Source organism: Sphingobium yanoikuyae (assembly GCF_013001025.1).
GTDB classification, from domain to species: domain Bacteria; phylum Pseudomonadota; class Alphaproteobacteria; order Sphingomonadales; family Sphingomonadaceae; genus Sphingobium; species Sphingobium yanoikuyae_A.
This window is the reverse complement of record NZ_CP053021.1, coordinates 4109226-4125133: the sequence shown is the minus strand read 5'-3', so window position 1 is coordinate 4125133 and position 15908 is coordinate 4109226. Positions and strand designations below refer to the sequence as shown.

General features: G+C 65.5%; 18 protein-coding genes. 6 read left to right on the top strand and 12 right to left on the bottom strand.

The annotated features are described in order from the left end of the window. Nucleotides 1–23: 23 nt before the first annotated feature. Together HH800_RS19920 and HH800_RS19915 are read right to left on the bottom strand one after the other, a co-directional pair. Nucleotides 24–1601: a peptide chain release factor 3 gene (locus tag HH800_RS19920; RefSeq protein ID WP_017502740.1), complete on the bottom strand. Its 1578-nt coding sequence runs from the start codon at nucleotides 1599–1601 to the stop codon at nucleotides 24–26. Between the two features lie 145 nt (nucleotides 1602–1746). Next, nucleotides 1747–2628, bottom strand: a complete 882-nt coding sequence (locus HH800_RS19915) for an aldose 1-epimerase family protein (RefSeq protein ID WP_169862073.1) — start codon at nucleotides 2626–2628, stop codon at nucleotides 1747–1749. 126 nt (nucleotides 2629–2754) lie between these two features. Between HH800_RS19915 and HH800_RS19910 the strand changes: the two genes are divergently transcribed. Next, complete coding sequence (locus HH800_RS19910; RefSeq protein WP_169862072.1) at nucleotides 2755–3246, top strand: hypothetical protein; 492 nt, start codon at nucleotides 2755–2757, stop codon at nucleotides 3244–3246. Here HH800_RS19910 and HH800_RS19905 read toward each other — a convergent pair. The 7 genes from HH800_RS19905 to rpmI all read right to left on the bottom strand — a co-directional run bounded on the left by HH800_RS19905 (nucleotide 3236) and on the right by rpmI (nucleotide 9285). Next, complete coding sequence (locus tag HH800_RS19905; protein ID WP_169862071.1) at nucleotides 3236–3940, bottom strand: DUF4386 domain-containing protein; 705 nt, start codon at nucleotides 3938–3940, stop codon at nucleotides 3236–3238. The two genes, HH800_RS19910 and HH800_RS19905, sit on opposite strands and share 11 nt — an antisense overlap. Before the next feature lie 17 nt (nucleotides 3941–3957). Next, nucleotides 3958–6375, bottom strand: a complete 2418-nt coding sequence (gene pheT, locus HH800_RS19900; protein ID WP_169862070.1) for a phenylalanine--tRNA ligase subunit beta — start codon at nucleotides 6373–6375, stop codon at nucleotides 3958–3960. Continuing rightward, nucleotides 6372–7463, bottom strand: a complete 1092-nt coding sequence (gene pheS, locus HH800_RS19895; protein ID WP_004208920.1) for a phenylalanine--tRNA ligase subunit alpha — start codon at nucleotides 7461–7463, stop codon at nucleotides 6372–6374. Before pheS ends, pheT begins: the two co-directional genes overlap by 4 nt. Before the next feature lie 62 nt (nucleotides 7464–7525). Then, nucleotides 7526–7852, bottom strand: a complete 327-nt coding sequence (locus tag HH800_RS19890) for a GIY-YIG nuclease family protein (protein WP_169862069.1) — start codon at nucleotides 7850–7852, stop codon at nucleotides 7526–7528. 53 nt (nucleotides 7853–7905) lie between these two features. Further along, entirely contained in the window at nucleotides 7906–8526 is a 621-nt protein-coding gene (locus HH800_RS19885; RefSeq protein ID WP_010338655.1) for a LysE family translocator, read from the bottom strand. Nucleotides 8527–8705: 179 nt separating this feature from the next. After that, complete coding sequence (gene rplT / locus HH800_RS19880) at nucleotides 8706–9068, bottom strand: 50S ribosomal protein L20 (RefSeq protein ID WP_004208917.1); 363 nt, start codon at nucleotides 9066–9068, stop codon at nucleotides 8706–8708. Nucleotides 9069–9081: 13 nt separating this feature from the next. Beyond that, the gene (gene rpmI, locus HH800_RS19875; RefSeq protein WP_004208916.1) at nucleotides 9082–9285 is read right to left on the bottom strand and encodes a 50S ribosomal protein L35; all 204 of its coding nucleotides are present in this window, start codon (nucleotides 9283–9285) and stop codon (nucleotides 9082–9084) included. Between the two features lie 159 nt (nucleotides 9286–9444). On the opposite strand from rpmI, the gene HH800_RS19870 reads away from it, so the two are divergent. The 3 genes from HH800_RS19870 (at nucleotide 9445) to HH800_RS19860 (ending at nucleotide 12629) form a co-directional block, all read left to right on the top strand. Then, a complete protein-coding gene (locus HH800_RS19870; RefSeq protein ID WP_169862068.1) occupies nucleotides 9445–11607 on the top strand; it encodes an AsmA family protein in 2163 nt (720 codons plus the stop codon). A gap of 67 nt (nucleotides 11608–11674) precedes the next feature. Further along, on the top strand, nucleotides 11675–12088 hold the full coding sequence (locus HH800_RS19865) for a VOC family protein (RefSeq protein ID WP_169862067.1): 414 nt from the start codon (nucleotides 11675–11677) through the stop codon (nucleotides 12086–12088). Nucleotides 12089–12092: 4 nt separating this feature from the next. Next, the gene (locus HH800_RS19860; RefSeq protein ID WP_169862066.1) at nucleotides 12093–12629 is read left to right on the top strand and encodes an O-acetyl-ADP-ribose deacetylase; all 537 of its coding nucleotides are present in this window, start codon (nucleotides 12093–12095) and stop codon (nucleotides 12627–12629) included. On the opposite strand, the gene HH800_RS19855 is transcribed toward HH800_RS19860, so the two are convergent. Both HH800_RS19855 and HH800_RS19850 read right to left on the bottom strand, forming a co-directional pair. Next, a complete protein-coding gene (locus tag HH800_RS19855; protein ID WP_169862065.1) occupies nucleotides 12626–12913 on the bottom strand; it encodes a hypothetical protein in 288 nt (95 codons plus the stop codon). The genes HH800_RS19860 and HH800_RS19855 overlap by 4 nt on opposite strands. A gap of 9 nt (nucleotides 12914–12922) precedes the next feature. Continuing rightward, a complete protein-coding gene (locus tag HH800_RS19850) occupies nucleotides 12923–13750 on the bottom strand; it encodes an inositol monophosphatase family protein (RefSeq protein ID WP_169862064.1) in 828 nt (275 codons plus the stop codon). A gap of 216 nt (nucleotides 13751–13966) precedes the next feature. On the opposite strand from HH800_RS19850, the gene HH800_RS19845 reads away from it, so the two are divergent. Next, nucleotides 13967–14407 (top strand): VOC family protein, encoded by a 441-nt coding sequence (locus HH800_RS19845; protein WP_004208902.1) that lies wholly within the window; start codon nucleotides 13967–13969, stop codon nucleotides 14405–14407. 49 nt (nucleotides 14408–14456) lie between these two features. Then, a complete protein-coding gene (locus HH800_RS19840; protein WP_169862063.1) occupies nucleotides 14457–14693 on the top strand; it encodes a hypothetical protein in 237 nt (78 codons plus the stop codon). A 101-nt stretch (nucleotides 14694–14794) separates the two neighbouring features. On the opposite strand, the gene HH800_RS19835 is transcribed toward HH800_RS19840, so the two are convergent. Beyond that, nucleotides 14795–15730 (bottom strand): ribose-phosphate pyrophosphokinase, encoded by a 936-nt coding sequence (locus HH800_RS19835; protein WP_010338670.1) that lies wholly within the window; start codon nucleotides 15728–15730, stop codon nucleotides 14795–14797. Nucleotides 15731–15908 lie beyond the last annotated feature (178 nt).

Genomic DNA, 15908 nt, shown 5'->3' with positions numbered 1-15908 from the left:
GCCCTGTCACTTTCGCTGTCCGCTTAGCGCTCCTTGGTGGCGCTGAACTTCACTTTGGGATGGCGCTCCTGCTGATAGCCGATGTCCCAGGCACTGCGCGCCATGAACACCAGATTGCCGTCGCGATCTTTGGCCATGTTGGCGCCATTATAGGCAACCAGATCCTTGATCGCCTGATCGTCGCCGCTGATCCAACGAGCGGTGTCGAAGGGTGAAGGTTCCAGCACCGCCGCGACCTTATACTCGGCCTCCAGCCGGCTGATCAGCACTTCCAGCTGCAGCTGGCCGACGACGCCGACGATCCAGTTGCTGCCGATCTCGGGATAGAAGACCTGGATCACGCCCTCTTCGGACAGGTCATCCAGCGCCTTGCGCAGCTGCTTGGTCTTGGTCGGGTCTTTGAGCTGGACGCGGCGCAGGATTTCCGGGGCGAAATTAGGCAGGCCGGTGAAGCGCAGGCCGGGCTTCTCGCTCAGCGTGTCGCCCACGCGCAGCGCGCCATGATTGGGGATGCCGATGATGTCGCCGGGGAAGGCCTCGTCCGCCAGCTCGCGGTCCTGCGCGAAGAACAGGATCGGCGAATGGACGGCCAGCGCCTTGCCGCTGCCCGACGGGGTCAGCTTCATGCCGCGGCGGAACTTGCCCGATACCAGCCGCATGAAGGCGATGCGGTCGCGGTGCATCGGGTCCATGTTCGCCTGCACCTTGAAGATGAAGCCGGTGACTTCGCTGCCCTCGGGCTCGACCGGGGCCGGCTCGGCCGGCTGGGCGCGAGGCGGCGGCGCATGGGCCGACAGCGCGTCGATCAGCTCGGTGACGCCGAACAGCTTGAGCGCCGACCCGAAATAGACCGGGGTCAGGTCGCCATGGCGATAGCGTTCCAGGTCGAACTCGGCATAGCCGCCCTGGGCCAGCTCGGCTTCCTCGCGCAGCTTTTCCAGGCCCCGCTCGGACAGGTAATCGGCCAGCTTCGGGTCATCCAGGCCGCTGAACTGGTGGCGGGTGCCGTCAAATTCCTTGGACGGGCCAGTGGGCTGCATCAGCCGGTTGGTGGCGAAATCGTAAATACCCTCGAACTCGCCGCCCATGCCGACCGGCCAGCTCATCGGGCAGACGTCGAGCTGCAACTGGTCCGCCACCTCGTCGAGCAGGCCGAACAGTTCGCGGCCCTCGCGATCGACCTTGTTGACGAAGGTGATGATCGGCACGTTGCGCAGGCGGCAGACCTCGAACAGCTTGCGTGTCTGCGGCTCGATGCCCTTGGCCGCGTCGATCACCATCACCGCCGAGTCCACCGCGGTCAGGGTGCGATAGGTATCCTCGCTGAAATCCTCGTGGCCCGGCGTGTCGAGCAGGTTGAAGGTAATGGTCTCGCCATCGCGCGTCCGTTCGAACGTCATGACCGAGGATGTGACGGAGATGCCGCGCTGCTGCTCGATCTTCATCCAGTCCGACCGGGCGCGCCGGTTCGCGCCGCGCGCCTTGACCTCGCCGGCCAGATGAATCGCGCCGCCTTCCAGCAGCAGCTTTTCGGTCAGCGTGGTCTTACCGGCGTCCGGGTGGGAAATGATCGCGAAGGTGCGGCGGGATGGGATGCTCATGGGGCTGTTTTCTGGGGTCCGAGTAAAATAACCCGTTCGCCCTGAGCGAAGTCGAAGGGCCTTGCCGAGCGGAGGCGAGGCACTTCGCTGCGCTCAGTGGAGGGCTTCGACTTCGCTCAGCCTGAACGGAACTTGGGAAAGCCCGTTACACGTCGACCAGCGTCACGTCCATGCGGAAGGATCGGCTGTCGCCCGGCAGCAGGGGCATGATGCCCTGCTTGTCCCAGACATCGCCGGTGAAGCCGACCGGGTCGGCCATACCGGCCCAGGGTTCGACGCACAGATAATGAGCGCCCGGCTTCTGCCACAGGCCAAGCCATGGCGTATCGGGGAAATCGATCTTCAGGTGCGGCTTGCCGGGCACGCCCCAGCTCAGCGACCGGCTGTTGAGATCGTCCCAGATCAGCGCGTCACCGGCGAACATATCATGGGTCGGCGCCAGTTCCATCCCCTCGACCGGGGAGGGCACGCTCTCCAGCGCGATCAGCCCCGGTTCGCTGCCGACCTTGCGGATCGGCGCGGGTTCGGCCTGCTCGAAGCGGATGCGATGGTCCTCGACGCTGCCGCCATAGGGCAGCGGCCAGGCGAAGGCGGGGTGATAGCCAAAGCAGAAGGGCATTGCCGTCTCGCCCCGGTTCATGACGGTCGCGGTCATGCGCAGGCTCGGCCCCTCCAGCACGAACCCCATGTCGAGCCGGAAGTCGAACGGATAGACGGCGCGCGTCTCCCGGTCCGCCTCCAGCCGGAACAGGGCGGCTTCCTCATTGCGATGGACCAGGGTGAAGGGGCTGGTCCGGGCAAAGCCATGCTGGCCGATCGGATAGTCGACATCGTTCAGTCGATAGACGTCGCCGCGCGACCGGCCGACGAACGGGAAGAGCAGGGGGGCATGGCCGGTCCACCATTGCGGGTCGGCATCGGTCATCAGCTCGCGGCCCTGCGGATCGGTCAGCGACCAGAGTTCGGCGCCCAGCGGCGATATGCTGGCGGACAGATTGTCGGAGGCGATGGCGATGCGGTCGTTCATGGCGAAACACTCCAGTTTGGCGAGCGACATAGCGCGGCAAATCTCCCCTGTCTCGCCTGCTTCGCAATCGTTACGTTGAGGAACCGACACGGGGTCTGGCGGGTTCAGCCAGCGGGAGGACCATCGATGAAGATTGCCATATCGACCGCCACGATTTTGCTGCTGCTGGGCACGTCCGCGCTGGCGCAGGAGCAGACCAAGAAGAAGGACGACACGCTCGACAAGGCGGGCAACATCGCGACTCAGCCGGCGCGTGACGTCGGCATCGACAAGACCGAAACGCCGCCGCTGCTGCAGAAGGCGGTGGAAAATCCCTATGCGCCGCCGCCGTCGAAGAGCTGCAAGGGCCTCAACGCATCGATGGGTGAACTCAATGCCGTGCTCGGCCCCGACTTCACCGTTGGCCAGGCAGCGAACGAGGATCGCACCGGCAAGATTGCCGAAGGCGTCGGCAAGTCAATCGTCAATTCGCTGATCCCCTTCCGCGGTGTCGTGCGTGAGATCAGCGGGGCCGCTCCGGCCGAACGTCGCCTGCGCGCGGCCGTAGCCGCTGGCATCGCCCGACGCGGTTATCTGCGGGGTATGGCGGCAGAAAAGGGCTGCAAGATCACGGGCTGATCTCCGGCGCCGCCGGGCGCGGCGCCCCGAACAGCAGCAGCCAGATGGCGAAGGCGCCTTCGCCCAGCAACGGCACGAAATCGAGCTGGCCGGGGATCGCCTCGCCGATCGCCGGCGACAGCAGCGCCAGGCTGCGCGCGATCAGATGGACCGCGCCGCCCGCCATCAGCAGCGCACCGACCACCACCGGCAATCGTCGCGATCGGATCGCCAGCCAGCCTATCAACAGGCAATAGATGCCGAAGAAGATCAGGCTGATGCCGTAGAGGTCGTTGTGGAGGCTGAGGCTGATCCGCACCAGCGACTGCACCTCCGCCATCGGAATGCCGGGATGCGGCGCACCATCGATCAGCGCAAGCGGCAGCAGATGCAGCAGACTGTTGCCCGCCAGCACGGCAATGCCGGTCAGGCTGAACAGCGCGGCGGTGCGCGCCAGCACCCGCCCGGTCGGCGCGAACAGGCCATAGAGCAGGGCGGTCACCGCCAGATAGCAGCAGAGCATAGCGACATCGCTCGCCCCGCCGGCGCGATAGAGCCAGGGATAGTCGGCGATGTTGCGCATCGTCTCGCGCCCGTTGCCCGGCACGATCAGGGCCGCGCGCACCACCGCCTCGGCGAACATGCCGCAGCCAATGGTGCCGATGTAGAAAAGGCCGGCGAGGCGGGCCTGAAGTCGTTCAGCCTTCCCGTCCATCGCCAGCCTTTCTTGCTTTAGCCGCGCAGGCTCGCGCCCAGCTTCTGGGCGGCCTTGACCACCGCCGCGCTGATCGCGTCCAGCTCTTCCTGGGCGAAGCTCTTCTCGCCCGACTGCAGCGTGATCTCCACCGCCAGCGACTTGTGGCCTTCATCCACGCCGGGGCCGGTGAAGACGTCGAACAGGCGCGCGTCGACGATTGCCTTCTTGTCCGCGCCCTTGACCGCGCGCACCAGCGCATCGGCCTCGACGGCTTCGGGCACCAGGAAAGCGAAGTCGCGCTTCACCGCCTGCAGGGCCGGCGGGGCGTAAGGCGCGCGCATGAAGCCGCTCTTGCGCTTGGCCGGAATCGCGTCGAGGAAGATCTCGCCTGCGACCACCGTGCCCGACAGGCCGAACTGCTTGGCCAGGCTGGGATGCAGCACGCCATATTCGGCCAGCACCACCTTGGGGCCAAGGCGCAGCGTGCCCGACTGGCCCGGATGATAGGCCGCCGATGCCTCGCCCATGCTCTGCAGATTGCCGACCGGCGCGCCGGCCGCCGCCAGCAGCGCAATCACTTCGCCCTTGGCATCGAACGCGTCGAAGGGCTGGGCCTTGCCGCCCTGCCAGCCACGCGGGCTCTTCTCGCCAGCCAGCACGAAGCCGACGGTGGCGCGCTCGCCCTGCTTGAAATAGCGCCGGCCGAGTTCAAACAGCCGGATCGACGTGGCGCTGCGATCGACATTGCGCTTGGTCGCCGACAGCAGGCCGGGCAGCAGCGAGGGCCGCATGACCTTGAGGTCTTCGGAGATCGGATTGGCCAGCGTCCAGTCGCCACCGCCAACGCTTGCGGCTTCCTTCTCGGAAATGAAGGACCAGTTGATCGCTTCAGCGAGGCCTCGGGCGGCGGCGGTGCGGCGCACGCGGCGCTCGACCAGCTGCTCGGCCGTGGCGGTCGGGCGGGCGACGCCCGGCACACGCGGCAACGGGGTGGACGGCACATGGTCCAGACCGACGATGCGCACCACTTCCTCGACAATGTCGGGCCAGCCATCGACATCGCGGCGCCAGGTCGGCACGCTGATGGTCCAGTGGCCCGGCACGCTCACCGGCACGCCATCCTGATATTCGATGCCGCCGGCGTCGCCGCTGACGCCGAAGCCCAGGCTTTCCAGAATGCGCTTCTGCACGTCATGCGGCACGTCGACGCCGGCCAGCGCCAGGCACTGGTCGGGCGCATAGGCGACCGTCTTGGGCGTGGCGGGCGGGGTGCCGGCGCGAGTCGCTTCCGACGCGGTGCCGCCGCACAGGGTCATGACCAGGCTGGTGGCGATCGACAGGCCGTCGTCCAGGAAGGCGGGGTCGACGCCGCGCTCGAACCGGCCGCGCGCATCAGAGGTCAGCGCCAGCTTCTGGCCGGTCACCGCGATCCGCTCGGGCGTGAAATAGGCGCATTCGATCAGCACGTCGGTGGTGCCGTCCTGCGCGCCCGAATGTTCGCCGCCCATGATGCCGCCAATGTCATGCACGGCTTCGTCGTCGGCGATGACGGTCATCGTCTCGTCAATGGCATAGGTCTTGCCATTGAGTGCCAGCACTTCCTCGCCGGCCTTGCCCAGCCTCGCGACCAGTCCGCCCTTGAGCGTCGCCATGTCATAGACATGGAGCGGCCGGCCGAGGTCGATCATGATGTAGTTGGTGATGTCCACCAGCGCGCTGATCGGCTTCTGACCGATCGCCTTCAGCCGGCGCGCCATCCATTCGGGCGAGGCGCCGTTGGTCACGCCCTTGACCGAGCGGGCGAAGAAGGCGGGGCAGCCCTCGACATCGTGGGTGCGCACGTCGGGGCCGGGGCCGACGCCGGCAATCTCCGGCACGATGATGGCGTTGAGCGTACCCAGGCCCGCCGCCGCCAGATCGCGCGCGATGCCGCGCACGCCCATGCAGTCCTGACGGTTCGGCGTGATCGACACGTCGATGACCGGATCGTTGAGGCCGGCCCAGTTCGCATAGACCTCACCCACCGGCGCGTCGCCGGCCAGTTCGATGATGCCGTCATGATCGTCGCCGAGCTCCAGTTCGCGGGTGGAGCACATCATGCCGTTGGATTCGACGCCGCGAATGGCGGTCTTCTTGAGCACCATGCCGTTGACCGGCACCACCGCGCCCTCGACCCCGAACACGCCGATCAGGCCGGCGCGGGCATTGGGCGCGCCGCACACGACCTGCAGCGGGTTGCCGTCGCCATGGTCGACGCTCAGCACCTGCAGCTTGTCGGCCTGCGGGTGACGCTCGGCGGTCAGGATCTTGGCGATCTTGAACGCGCCCAGCTTCTCCGCCGGGTTCTCCACATCCTCGACTTCCAGCCCGATGGCATTCAGGGTCTTGAGGATGGTGGCCAGATCGGCATCGGTCTTGAGGTGCGTCTTGAGCCAGCTCAGGGTGAACTTCATGCGCCGACTCCTCCCGACAGCGTGGGCACGTCGAGTGCCGAAAATCCATAATGTTTCAGCCAGCGCAGATCGCCGTCGAAGAAGGCGCGCAGGTCGTTCATGCCATATTTCAGCATGGCGAGGCGATCGACGCCGGTGCCGAAGGCGAAGCCCTGCCATTCGTCGGGATCAAGACCGCAGGCCTCGATCACGCGGCGGTTGACCATGCCGCTGCCCAGCACTTCCAGCCAGCCGCCACCGGGTGCATCGCCGTCGCCGCCGATGACGCGCTGGCCATTGGTCAGCGTGTAGCCGACATCGACTTCCACCGAGGGTTCGGTGAAGGGGAAATAGCTCGGGCGCAGGCGCAGGACGATATCTTCGCGCTCGAAAAAGGCCTTGAGGAAGGTCTCCAGCGTCCACTTCAGATGACCAAGCGTGATGCCCTTGTCGATCACCAGACCTTCGATCTGGTGGAACATCGGCGTGTGGGTCGCGTCGGAGTCGCTGCGATAGACGCGGCCGGGCGCGATGATGCGGATCGGCGGCTCCTGCGTCATCATGGTGCGGATCTGCACCGGCGAGGTGTGGGTGCGCAGCAGCATCTTCTTCTGCCCTTCCTCGTCGGGGAAGTAGAAGGTGTCGTGCATCGCGCGCGCCGGGTGCGTCTCCGGGATATTGAGCGCGGTGAAATTATGCCAGTCGTCCTCGATCTCCGGACCGGTCGCGACCGAGAAGCCGAGGTCGGCGAAGATTTCCGCCAGCTCGTCCATCACCTGGCTGACGGCGTGGACGCTGCCCTGCGGCCCCAGATCGGCGGGCAGGGTCATGTCGACCTTTTCCGAAGCGAGGCGGGCGTCGAGCGCGGCCTGCTCCAGCGCGGCCTTTCGGTCGGCGATGGCGGCGGTCACGCTTTCGCGCAGATCCTGGATCGGCGGGCCTTTCTCCAGACGCTCCTCGGGCGACATGCCGCCCAGCGTCTTCAACAGGCCGGTGACGACCCCATTCTTGCCCAGCGCGCCCACGCGCAGCCCTTCCAGCGCGTCCAGCGTGTCGGCAGCCTCGATGTCGGCGATCAGGCCGGCTTTCAGTGCGCTAATTTCGGTCATATCATTCGTCATTCCCGCGAAGGCGGGAATCCATCTCCCGCGCTAACCAATCATCCTGACGCTCAATCGATGCGCCGACTGTCCAATGGCTCAAAGCCCAAATCGATAGCCAGATCGCGCCAATCGGGATTGCTCCGTTCGATCAGGTCGATCTTCCATTGCCTGTTCCACTTCTTGATCTGCTTCTCGCGCCGGATTGCTTCCTCCATGGATGCGCCGCATTCGAACCAGACCAGTCGCTTGACCCCGTAGTCGCTGGTGAAGCCTTCGATCAAGCCAGAACGGTGCTGATACAGGCGTTGCACGAGGTTTGATGTGACACCGACGTAGAGTGTGCCATTTTTATGGCTGGCCAATATGTAGACTGTCGGATCGAAGTCTCGCTGCATTGGCCTTGTCCGGAAATGGATTCCCGCTTTCGCGGGAATGACGGAGTTGGGGGTTAAGCCCTTGCCCCCAGCAGTGCGCCGCCAAAGCCGATGAACATCAGGCCGGTGCCGCGGTTGAACAGCTTCTGCCGGTTGGCGGGCGCCAGCCAGCGGGCGAGGCGCAGGCCGCCCAGCGCATAGACCGAGTACCAGAAGCTTTCGATCACCACGAAGCTGACGATCAGGATTGCCAGCTGCAGCCAGAAGGGGCGGGCCAGGTCGATGAACTGGGGGAAGAGCGCGGCGGCGAAGATGATGAGCTTGGGGTTGGACAGGCCGGTCAGCAGGCCGGTCGCATACAGCGCACGGGCGGAGCGGACCGGGCCGGCATCGCCGCCGTCGGCAGTGCCGACCGGCGCGCGCCAGGCCTTGATCCCCAGCCAGATGAGATAGGCGACGCCGGCATAGCGCAATATGTCGAACAGGCGCGGCGACGCCTTGAGCAGCGCGCCAAGGCCCAGCGCCGACGCGATCAGGCACAGCAGCACGGCGCTCATCAGCCCCGCCATCGTCACCAGCGCCTTGCGCGGACCATGGGCGATGCTCTGCGTCATCACATGCAGCATGTTGGGGCCGGGCGTGGCCGAGATCAGGAAGACCGCCGTGACATATAACCACCAGAGATGCAGCGACATGGGATCACTTCTCCAAGGCGCTCCCTTCACCGTTCGCTTCGAGCGAAGTCGAGAAGCGGCACGCGCAGTGCGGGCATTTCTCGACACGCTCGAAACGAACGGAGGTCGAGGAAAAACAAAAAGGGCGCCGAAGGCTTCTGCCCCGGCGCCCCTTTGACGATCTCTACGATCGATCAGCTTCAGGCTGCGGGCAGCGCAGCCTTGGCCTGGGCGATGATGGCGCTGAACGCCTCGCCTTCGTGCATCGCGATGTCGGCCAGGACCTTGCGGTCCAGCTCGACGCCGGCCAGCTTCAGGCCGTGCATGAACTGCGAATAGGTCAGGCCTTCAGCGCGGACACCCGCGTTGATGCGCTGGATCCACAGGCCACGGAAAGTGCGCTTCTTGACCTTGCGGTCGCGATAAGCGTACTGGCCGGCCTTTTCGACGGCCTGGCGAGCGACGCGGATCGTGTTCTTGCGACGGCCATAATAGCCCTTCGCCTGAACCAAAATCCTCTTATGCTTCGCCTTGGTGGTTACACCACGTTTTACGCGTGCCATTGTCCTCTACTCCTTACTTCAGGCCGTAGGGTGCCCAGAGGCGGACGTGAGCCACGTCGGCATCGGACAGCACGGAAGTGCCACGGTTCTGGCGAATATACTTGGCGTTGTGCGAGATCAGGCGGTGACGCTTGCCAGCGACGCCGTGCTTGACCTTGCCGGAAGCGGTGAACTTGAAGCGCTTCTTCACACCGCTCTTGGTCTTGAGCTTGGGCATTTTCGTCTCCTTGTTTGGCGCGACGATTACAGACAGCCACGGCAGCCCTAGTTAGCCGGGCGGTCTCACTGAATATCGCGAAGGGCGGCCCATAGTCGGCCGCGCCCGCAAAAGCAAGCGATTCGGACCCAAAGGCGGCATGCCCGCGTTGACCCCGCCATGGCCGATGTCGAACCTGTGCCGCCCAGCGCGTCCAAGCCCGCCCAGCCCGGTGGCGCGAGTGCGCATCTTCGCCGCGCGCGCGACCGCTGGCGGCGCCTGCCGCTGCCGGCGCGCATCCTATTGTGGATCATCGGCATAATCTTCGCCCTGTGGCTGATCCTGTTCATCACCAAGGGGCGGTTCCTCAAGGGACCGTTCGAGCGCATCCTGTCCGCCCGGCTGGAGCGGCAGGTGCAGGTCGGCGGCGACTTTCAGCTCTATTTCGCGCCGATCGCGATCAAGTTCCGGGCCGAAGACATGCGCATCGCCAATTTGCCCTGGGCCAGCCGGCCCGACCTGCTGCGCGCCGACCTGATCGATGCACGGATCGCGCCCTTGAGCCTGATCTTCGGCAGCAGATATCGCGTCCCATGGCTCGAACTGCGGGGTGCCGCCGCCGACCTGGAATGGTCGCGCGACCGGCAGCATAATACATGGACGCTGGGCGACCCCGACCGCAAGGGCGAGCCGATGACCCTGCCGCTCGTCCGCCGTGCGCTGCTCGCCGGCACGACGATGCGCTATCGCGATCCGGTGCTGATGCTCTCGACCGATATCGGCTTCGAGACGGTGAAGGCGCAGGACACCCGCTTCGCCAGCGATGTCCGCCTGTCCGGCACCGGCACGATGCGCGGCAAGCCCTTCACCCTGAAGGGCGGTCTGCTGTCGCCCAACGCCACCGTCACCGGCGGCAAGAACAGCCTGGCGTTGCGGGCACAGGCGGGCGCGACCGTGCTGGAGGTTACCGGCACGCTGCCCGGCGCGACCGAGTTGGAGGGCAGCGACCTGCGCGTCGTGGCGCAGGGGCCCAATCTCAGCCATTTGTTCGATTTCCTGGGCGTGGCCATCCCCGGCACCCGCCATTATCGCTTCACCTCGGCCCTGACCAAGGCGGGCGAGGAGTGGCGCTTCACCCATTTGCAGGGCCGGTTCGGCGCGTCCGACCTTGCCGGCCGCTTCACCGTGTCGCTGCCCAATAATCGCCTGCTGCTCGACGCCGATCTGGCGACCCAGCGGCTCGACATCATCGATGTCGGCCCCTTCATCGGCTATGATCCGCAGAGGCTGGATGCACAGGGCGGGGCGGGCGCGATCACGACCGTGCAGGGCACGCCGCGCCTGCTGCCCGACGCGCCGCTGCGGATCGAGGCGATCCGCAATTTCGATGCCAATGTCCGCTACAGCGTGAAGACGATCCGCGCGCCCAACGTGCCGATCGCCAACGCCGCTATGACGGTGAAGCTCGACCATAGCCTGCTCACCCTGTCGCCTTTGAGCTTCGACATGGCGGGCGGCCATGTCGCGTCGGACATAGAGATCAACGCCCGCAACCAGCCGGTGCGCACGAGCTATGACGTCCGCCTGGCACCCACGCCGATGGGCACGCTGCTTGCCCGCTGGGGCGTCGAGCAATCGGGTACGACCGGCATGGTCAAGGCGCGGATGCAGATGACGGGCCTGGGCGATACCGTCCATGACTCGCTTGCCACCGCCAATGGCCGCATCGCCGTCATCCTGCCGGCGGGCAGCATGTGGGCGCGCAATGTCCAGCTGTCGGAAATCGATGTCGGCACCTTCATCACCAAGATGTTCGAGAAGAAGCTGAAGGATCCGGTGCAGATCAATTGCGGCCTGATCGCCTTCACCGTGCGCAACGGCGTGGCGGCGGCCGACCCGATCCTGATCGACACGCGCAAGAATGTGATGGTCGGCCGGGGCGGCTTCTCGTTCAGGAATGAAAGCCTCGATCTCGCCTTCCGCGCTGACGGTAAGAAGATCAGCCTCTTCTCCGGCCAGTCGCCGGTCGGCATTGGCGGCTATTTCGCCCGGCCGTCGATCAACGTCATCAGCCCGGACCTGATCGCGCGCGGCGGCGCAGCGGCGGCGCTGGGCATCGTTGCCACGCCGATCGCCGCGACGCTCGCCTTCGTCGATATCGGCGATGCCAAGGCAGCGGCCTGCGGCCCGGTGCTGGCCGGCGCCGATGCTGCCGCCCAGCGCACCCGTGGCGGCAAGCCACGCGACGATGTCGGCCGCGGCACCACCGCAAAGGATGAAGCGGGCAAGGGCAGCAAGGCCGAGAAGAAGACGCAGGACAAGAAGTTTCTCGGCATCTTCTGAACGTCATGCGTCGGGCCTATCCTGCGGCCCTGCCGACTCGATCAGGGGTCGACGCGAGGAGAGGATCATGAGCGACACGTCGTTCGTCCTGCCAGGGGTCACGCCCCATCTGACCATCGCCGACGGCAAGGCCGCCGACGCCATCGCCTTCTACACCGCTGCCTTCGGCGCCACCGAACAGAGCCGCCATCTGGAAGAGGATAGCACGCGGATCATGCACGCCCATCTGACGGTCAATGATGGCGGGCTGATGCTGAACGATCATTTTCCCGAAATGTGCGGCGGTGCCACGGCGGAAAAGCCGGCGGCGGTCACGCTGCATCTGGAAGTGGACGATGCCGATCGCTGGTGGAATCGCACGGTGGCCGCCGGCGGGGCGATCCGCTTCCCGATCGACAATCAGTTTTGGGGCGCCCGCTATGGCCAGCTCACCGATCCCTTCGGCCATGTCTGGTCGATCGGCGGGCCGATCAGGGACTGACGCGATGATGGTCGGGACGACGCGCTGGGAGGTAGTGACGGGCGACATCACCCGTTGCGCGGTCGACGCGATCGTCAACGCTGCCAATAACAGCCTGCTCGGCGGCGGCGGCGTGGATGGCGCGATCCACCGCGCCGCCGGGCCGGACCTGCTGGAGGAATGTCGGGGCATCGGCTGCTGCCCGACCGGCGAGGCGCGGATCACGCGCGGCTATCGGCTGCCGGCCCGCTACGTCATCCACAGCGTCGGCCCGCTTTGGCAGGGCGGCAATCAAAGCGAGCGCGACCTGCTCGCCAGCTGCTACAGCCACAGCCTCTCGCTCGCCCGCCATCATGGCCTGCGCAGGGTCGCCTTCCCGGCAATCTCGACCGGCGTCTATGGCTACCCCAAGGCGCAAGCAGCCAAGGTCGCCGCCCGCGCCGTGGTCGAGGTGCTGCACCGCGATCCCGACGCCTTCGACCAAATCCTCTTCGTCTGCTTCGACGAAGACAATCGCGCCCTCTACGATGCTGCCGTCAGGGATGCGTTGGCGGGGGATTAAGGAGTGACGTACATTTGCGAGCTGATCAGGATGATTTGCTCCATATCCGTCTCTCGCAATTTGTCCTTCAGGCACTTGGCCTGCTTTTCATGATCGACCGAAGCGCCGTGAAAGGCGATGGCTTTCGGATAATCCGGCAAAATATAGGCATCCCGCGCACCACACTGCTTCTTCGCCTTTTCGAAGAGCTCAGGCGAAAACGGCAGCCGGTGATCACATCCTCCGATTGCCAAGGCAAATGGAAGCGCCAATCCCAAAGCTCGGATCACTGACCTGCGCTTCATAACTCACACTCAATGATCGTGATGATGCTCATGGTCATGCGCGTCACCCGCGCCGTGGATCGCCTCCAGCACATCCTCCAGCCGTGCCGGATCGCCCAGCGCCAGCACATGGCCTTCGCTGTCGGCGGTCAGTGGCTCGCCATTCCAGTCGCACATCAGGCCGCCCGCGCCCTCGACCACCGGCACCAGAGCGGCGAAGTCATAGCTTTGCAGCCCGGATTCGATGACGATGTCGAGGAAGCCCGAGGCCAGCAGGCCATAATTATAGCAGTCGCCGCCATAGACCGGCCCCTGCCGCGGCGATCCGCCCGACACGGCGCCGACCAGCGCCATATAATGGGGCACGTCACCTTGCGCGAACAGATGCGGGCTGGTGGTGGCGATGCCGGCGCCTTCCAGCGCCTTGCAGGCGCGGGTGCGCACCGGCTTGCCGTTGAAGGTGGTGGGCTGGCCGCTCATCCCGGCCCAGCGTTCCTGCGCGATCGGCTGGTCGATGATGCCGATCGTCGGCCAGCTGCCTTGCGTCAGCGCGATCAGCGTGCCGAAGATCGGCCGCCCGGCGATGAAGCTGCGCGTGCCGTCGATCGGATCCAATATCCACACCCGCTCGGCATCGGTGCGGACCGATCCATATTCCTCGCCGATGATGCCGTCGTTCGGCCGTTCCTTTTCCAGGATCGCGCGGATCGCGGCTTCGGCGGCGCGGTCGGCCTCCGTCACCGGCGACTTGTCGGCCTTGATCTCCAGATCGTAGCGCGCGCGGAAAAAGGGGCGGATGGCGGCGCCGGCGGCGTCGGCAAGGCGGTTGGCAAGGGCCAGGTCATCGCGGGTCGTCATGCCCCTTCGCCTAGCCGGTCGGCGCGCGCTAGGCTAGAGCCCGATCATCTGAGGGGGGAGCGCTTGCCGCCTTCATCGATGGCGGGGATCGGGCGCTATTCTGTGATTCTGGGCCTTGATTCACACGTCGGGCCGGTTCAGCCTGAAGCGATCAAGGTCCAGACTTCGCCATCCTGATTCACCGAAGGCCCGATTCACCGAAAGGAGAGAGGAAAGATGCCCGGTTCACCCGTCATCCCGTGCCTGCGCTATGCCGATGCGCCCGCCGCCATCGATTTCCTGTGCGCCGCCTTCGGCTTCGAGCGGCATGCCGTCTATCCCGACGATCTCGACAACAGCATCATCCATCATGCCCAGCTGGTGCTGGGCGAGGGCATGGTGATGCTGGGCAGCGTCAAGGATATGGAGGGCGAGTCGCTCTACACCTGGTCGACGGTCCGCGACCTCGGCGGCATCACCGCCTGCGTCTACATGGTCGTGCCCGATGTCGACGCCCATTGCCTCCATGCCCGCAACGAAGGCGCGGTGGTGGTCGACGAACCGCATGACAATCCGGGCTATCCGGGGCGCGGCTATACCGCGCTCGATCCCGAGGGGAATGTGTGGAGCTTCGGCAGCTATGATCCCTGGGAGCCTATCCCCGAAGACGGTGATTAAGCTTTTGGAAACCGTGCCGTTCTAGCCTCCCAAGGGAAAGGGGGCCGTCATGGCGCTGGTTGGCTGGATCTTGAGCTTCATCTGCCTGTTCGCGGGCCTCGCGCTGCGGCAGGACATGCCGATCGGCGGATCGGTGGCGATCTCCAACATCCTCGTCGTCTTCGCCCTGCTCGCCTGCCCGATGGTCTGGCGCGACCTGCCCTTGGGCATCTCGCGCGGCCAGCGCATCGTCTCCGGCCTGGCCCTCGTCTTCGCCCTGCCGATCATCCTGTTCCCGACGCACTGACGTCAAATACGACAACGCCGGCCGAGCGAGGCTCGACCGGCGTGGGTCTGTGACCGCCAAAGGACAGGCAACCGACCGGCTGCCTCCCCCCATTGTCGCGATCAGTCGAACAGGCTCGACACCGAGCTTTCGTCGGCGATGCGCTTGATCGCTTCGCCCAGCAGCGGGGCGATCGGCAGGTGGCGGATGCGCTTGGCATCGTTCACCGCATCGGTGCCCTGGATCGAGTCGGTGATGACCAGTTCCAGCAGTTCCGACGCCTCGACACGGGCGACCGCACCGCCCGACAGCACGCCATGGCTGACATAGGCGACGACTTCCTCGGCGCCCTGTGCCTTCAGCGCGGCGGCGGCGTTGCACAGCGTGCCGGCCGAATCGACGATATCGTCGATCAGGATGCAGAAACGGCCCTTCACGTCGCCGATGATGTTCATCACTTCCGACTCGCCGGCGCGCTCGCGGCGCTTGTCGACGATCGCGAGCGGGGCGTTGTCGAGCCGCTTGGCGAGCGCACGGGCGCGCACCACGCCGCCGACGTCGGGCGACACGACCATGATATTCTTGTCGCCGAAACGGGCCTGGATATCGGCCGACATCACCGGGGCGCCGAACAGATTGTCGGTCGGGATATCGAAGAAGCCCTGGATCTGGCCGGCATGGAGATCGACCGAGAGGACGCGGTCGGCGCCGGCGGTGGTGATCAGGTTGGCGACCAGCTTGGCGCTGATCGGCGTGCGCGGGCCGGGCTTACGGTCCTGGCGGGCATAGCCGAAATAGGGGACGACGGCGGTGATTCGCTTGGCCGACGCGCGCTTGAGCGCATCGATCATGATCAGCAATTCCATCAGATTGTCGTTGGTCGGATAGGCCGTCGACTGGATCACGAACACGTCTTCGCCGCGGACATTCTCATGAATTTCCACGAAAACTTCTTCGTCGGCAAAGCGGCGGACGCTGGCCTCGGTCAGGGGGATTTCGATATAGTCGGCGATGGCGGCCGCGAGCGGCTTGTTCGAATTGCCGGTCATGAGTTTCATGGCGAAAATCCCCAGGCTAATTGGCGTGACGAATTGATGACGATGCGCGAAACGCGGCCCCTTTAGCGGCGCATGTCCCATGTGGAAAGGCGCTTTTGCGCCCTGCGACAAAATGGCCCCCGCATTTTCAGAACACGCGCGAAGCGGGTGTTCGGTTCGAAAATGCGGCATCGGAAAA

Bases quoted from the DNA above. Each gene is read 5' to 3' on its own strand.
- HH800_RS19920 (WP_017502740.1), bottom strand. From the start codon at position 1,601: ATGAGCATCCCATCCCGCCGCACCTTCGCGATCATTTCCCACCCGGAC.
- HH800_RS19915 (WP_169862073.1), bottom strand. From the start codon at position 2,628: ATGAACGACCGCATCGCCATCGCCTCCGACAATCTGTCCGCCAGCATA.
- HH800_RS19910 (WP_169862072.1), top strand. From the start codon at position 2,755: ATGAAGATTGCCATATCGACCGCCACGATTTTGCTGCTGCTGGGCACG.
- HH800_RS19905 (WP_169862071.1), bottom strand. From the start codon at position 3,940: ATGGACGGGAAGGCTGAACGACTTCAGGCCCGCCTCGCCGGCCTTTTC.
- pheT (WP_169862070.1), bottom strand. From the start codon at position 6,375: ATGAAGTTCACCCTGAGCTGGCTCAAGACGCACCTCAAGACCGATGCC.
- pheS (WP_004208920.1), bottom strand. From the start codon at position 7,463: ATGACCGAAATTAGCGCACTGAAAGCCGGCCTGATCGCCGACATCGAG.
- HH800_RS19890 (WP_169862069.1), bottom strand. From the start codon at position 7,852: ATGCAGCGAGACTTCGATCCGACAGTCTACATATTGGCCAGCCATAAA.
- HH800_RS19885 (WP_010338655.1), bottom strand. From the start codon at position 8,526: ATGTCGCTGCATCTCTGGTGGTTATATGTCACGGCGGTCTTCCTGATC.
- rplT (WP_004208917.1), bottom strand. From the start codon at position 9,068: ATGGCACGCGTAAAACGTGGTGTAACCACCAAGGCGAAGCATAAGAGG.
- rpmI (WP_004208916.1), bottom strand. From the start codon at position 9,285: ATGCCCAAGCTCAAGACCAAGAGCGGTGTGAAGAAGCGCTTCAAGTTC.
- HH800_RS19870 (WP_169862068.1), top strand. From the start codon at position 9,445: ATGGCCGATGTCGAACCTGTGCCGCCCAGCGCGTCCAAGCCCGCCCAG.
- HH800_RS19865 (WP_169862067.1), top strand. From the start codon at position 11,675: ATGAGCGACACGTCGTTCGTCCTGCCAGGGGTCACGCCCCATCTGACC.
- HH800_RS19860 (WP_169862066.1), top strand. From the start codon at position 12,093: ATGATGGTCGGGACGACGCGCTGGGAGGTAGTGACGGGCGACATCACC.
- HH800_RS19855 (WP_169862065.1), bottom strand. From the start codon at position 12,913: ATGAAGCGCAGGTCAGTGATCCGAGCTTTGGGATTGGCGCTTCCATTT.
- HH800_RS19850 (WP_169862064.1), bottom strand. From the start codon at position 13,750: ATGACGACCCGCGATGACCTGGCCCTTGCCAACCGCCTTGCCGACGCC.
- HH800_RS19845 (WP_004208902.1), top strand. From the start codon at position 13,967: ATGCCCGGTTCACCCGTCATCCCGTGCCTGCGCTATGCCGATGCGCCC.
- HH800_RS19840 (WP_169862063.1), top strand. From the start codon at position 14,457: ATGGCGCTGGTTGGCTGGATCTTGAGCTTCATCTGCCTGTTCGCGGGC.
- HH800_RS19835 (WP_010338670.1), bottom strand. From the start codon at position 15,730: ATGAAACTCATGACCGGCAATTCGAACAAGCCGCTCGCGGCCGCCATC.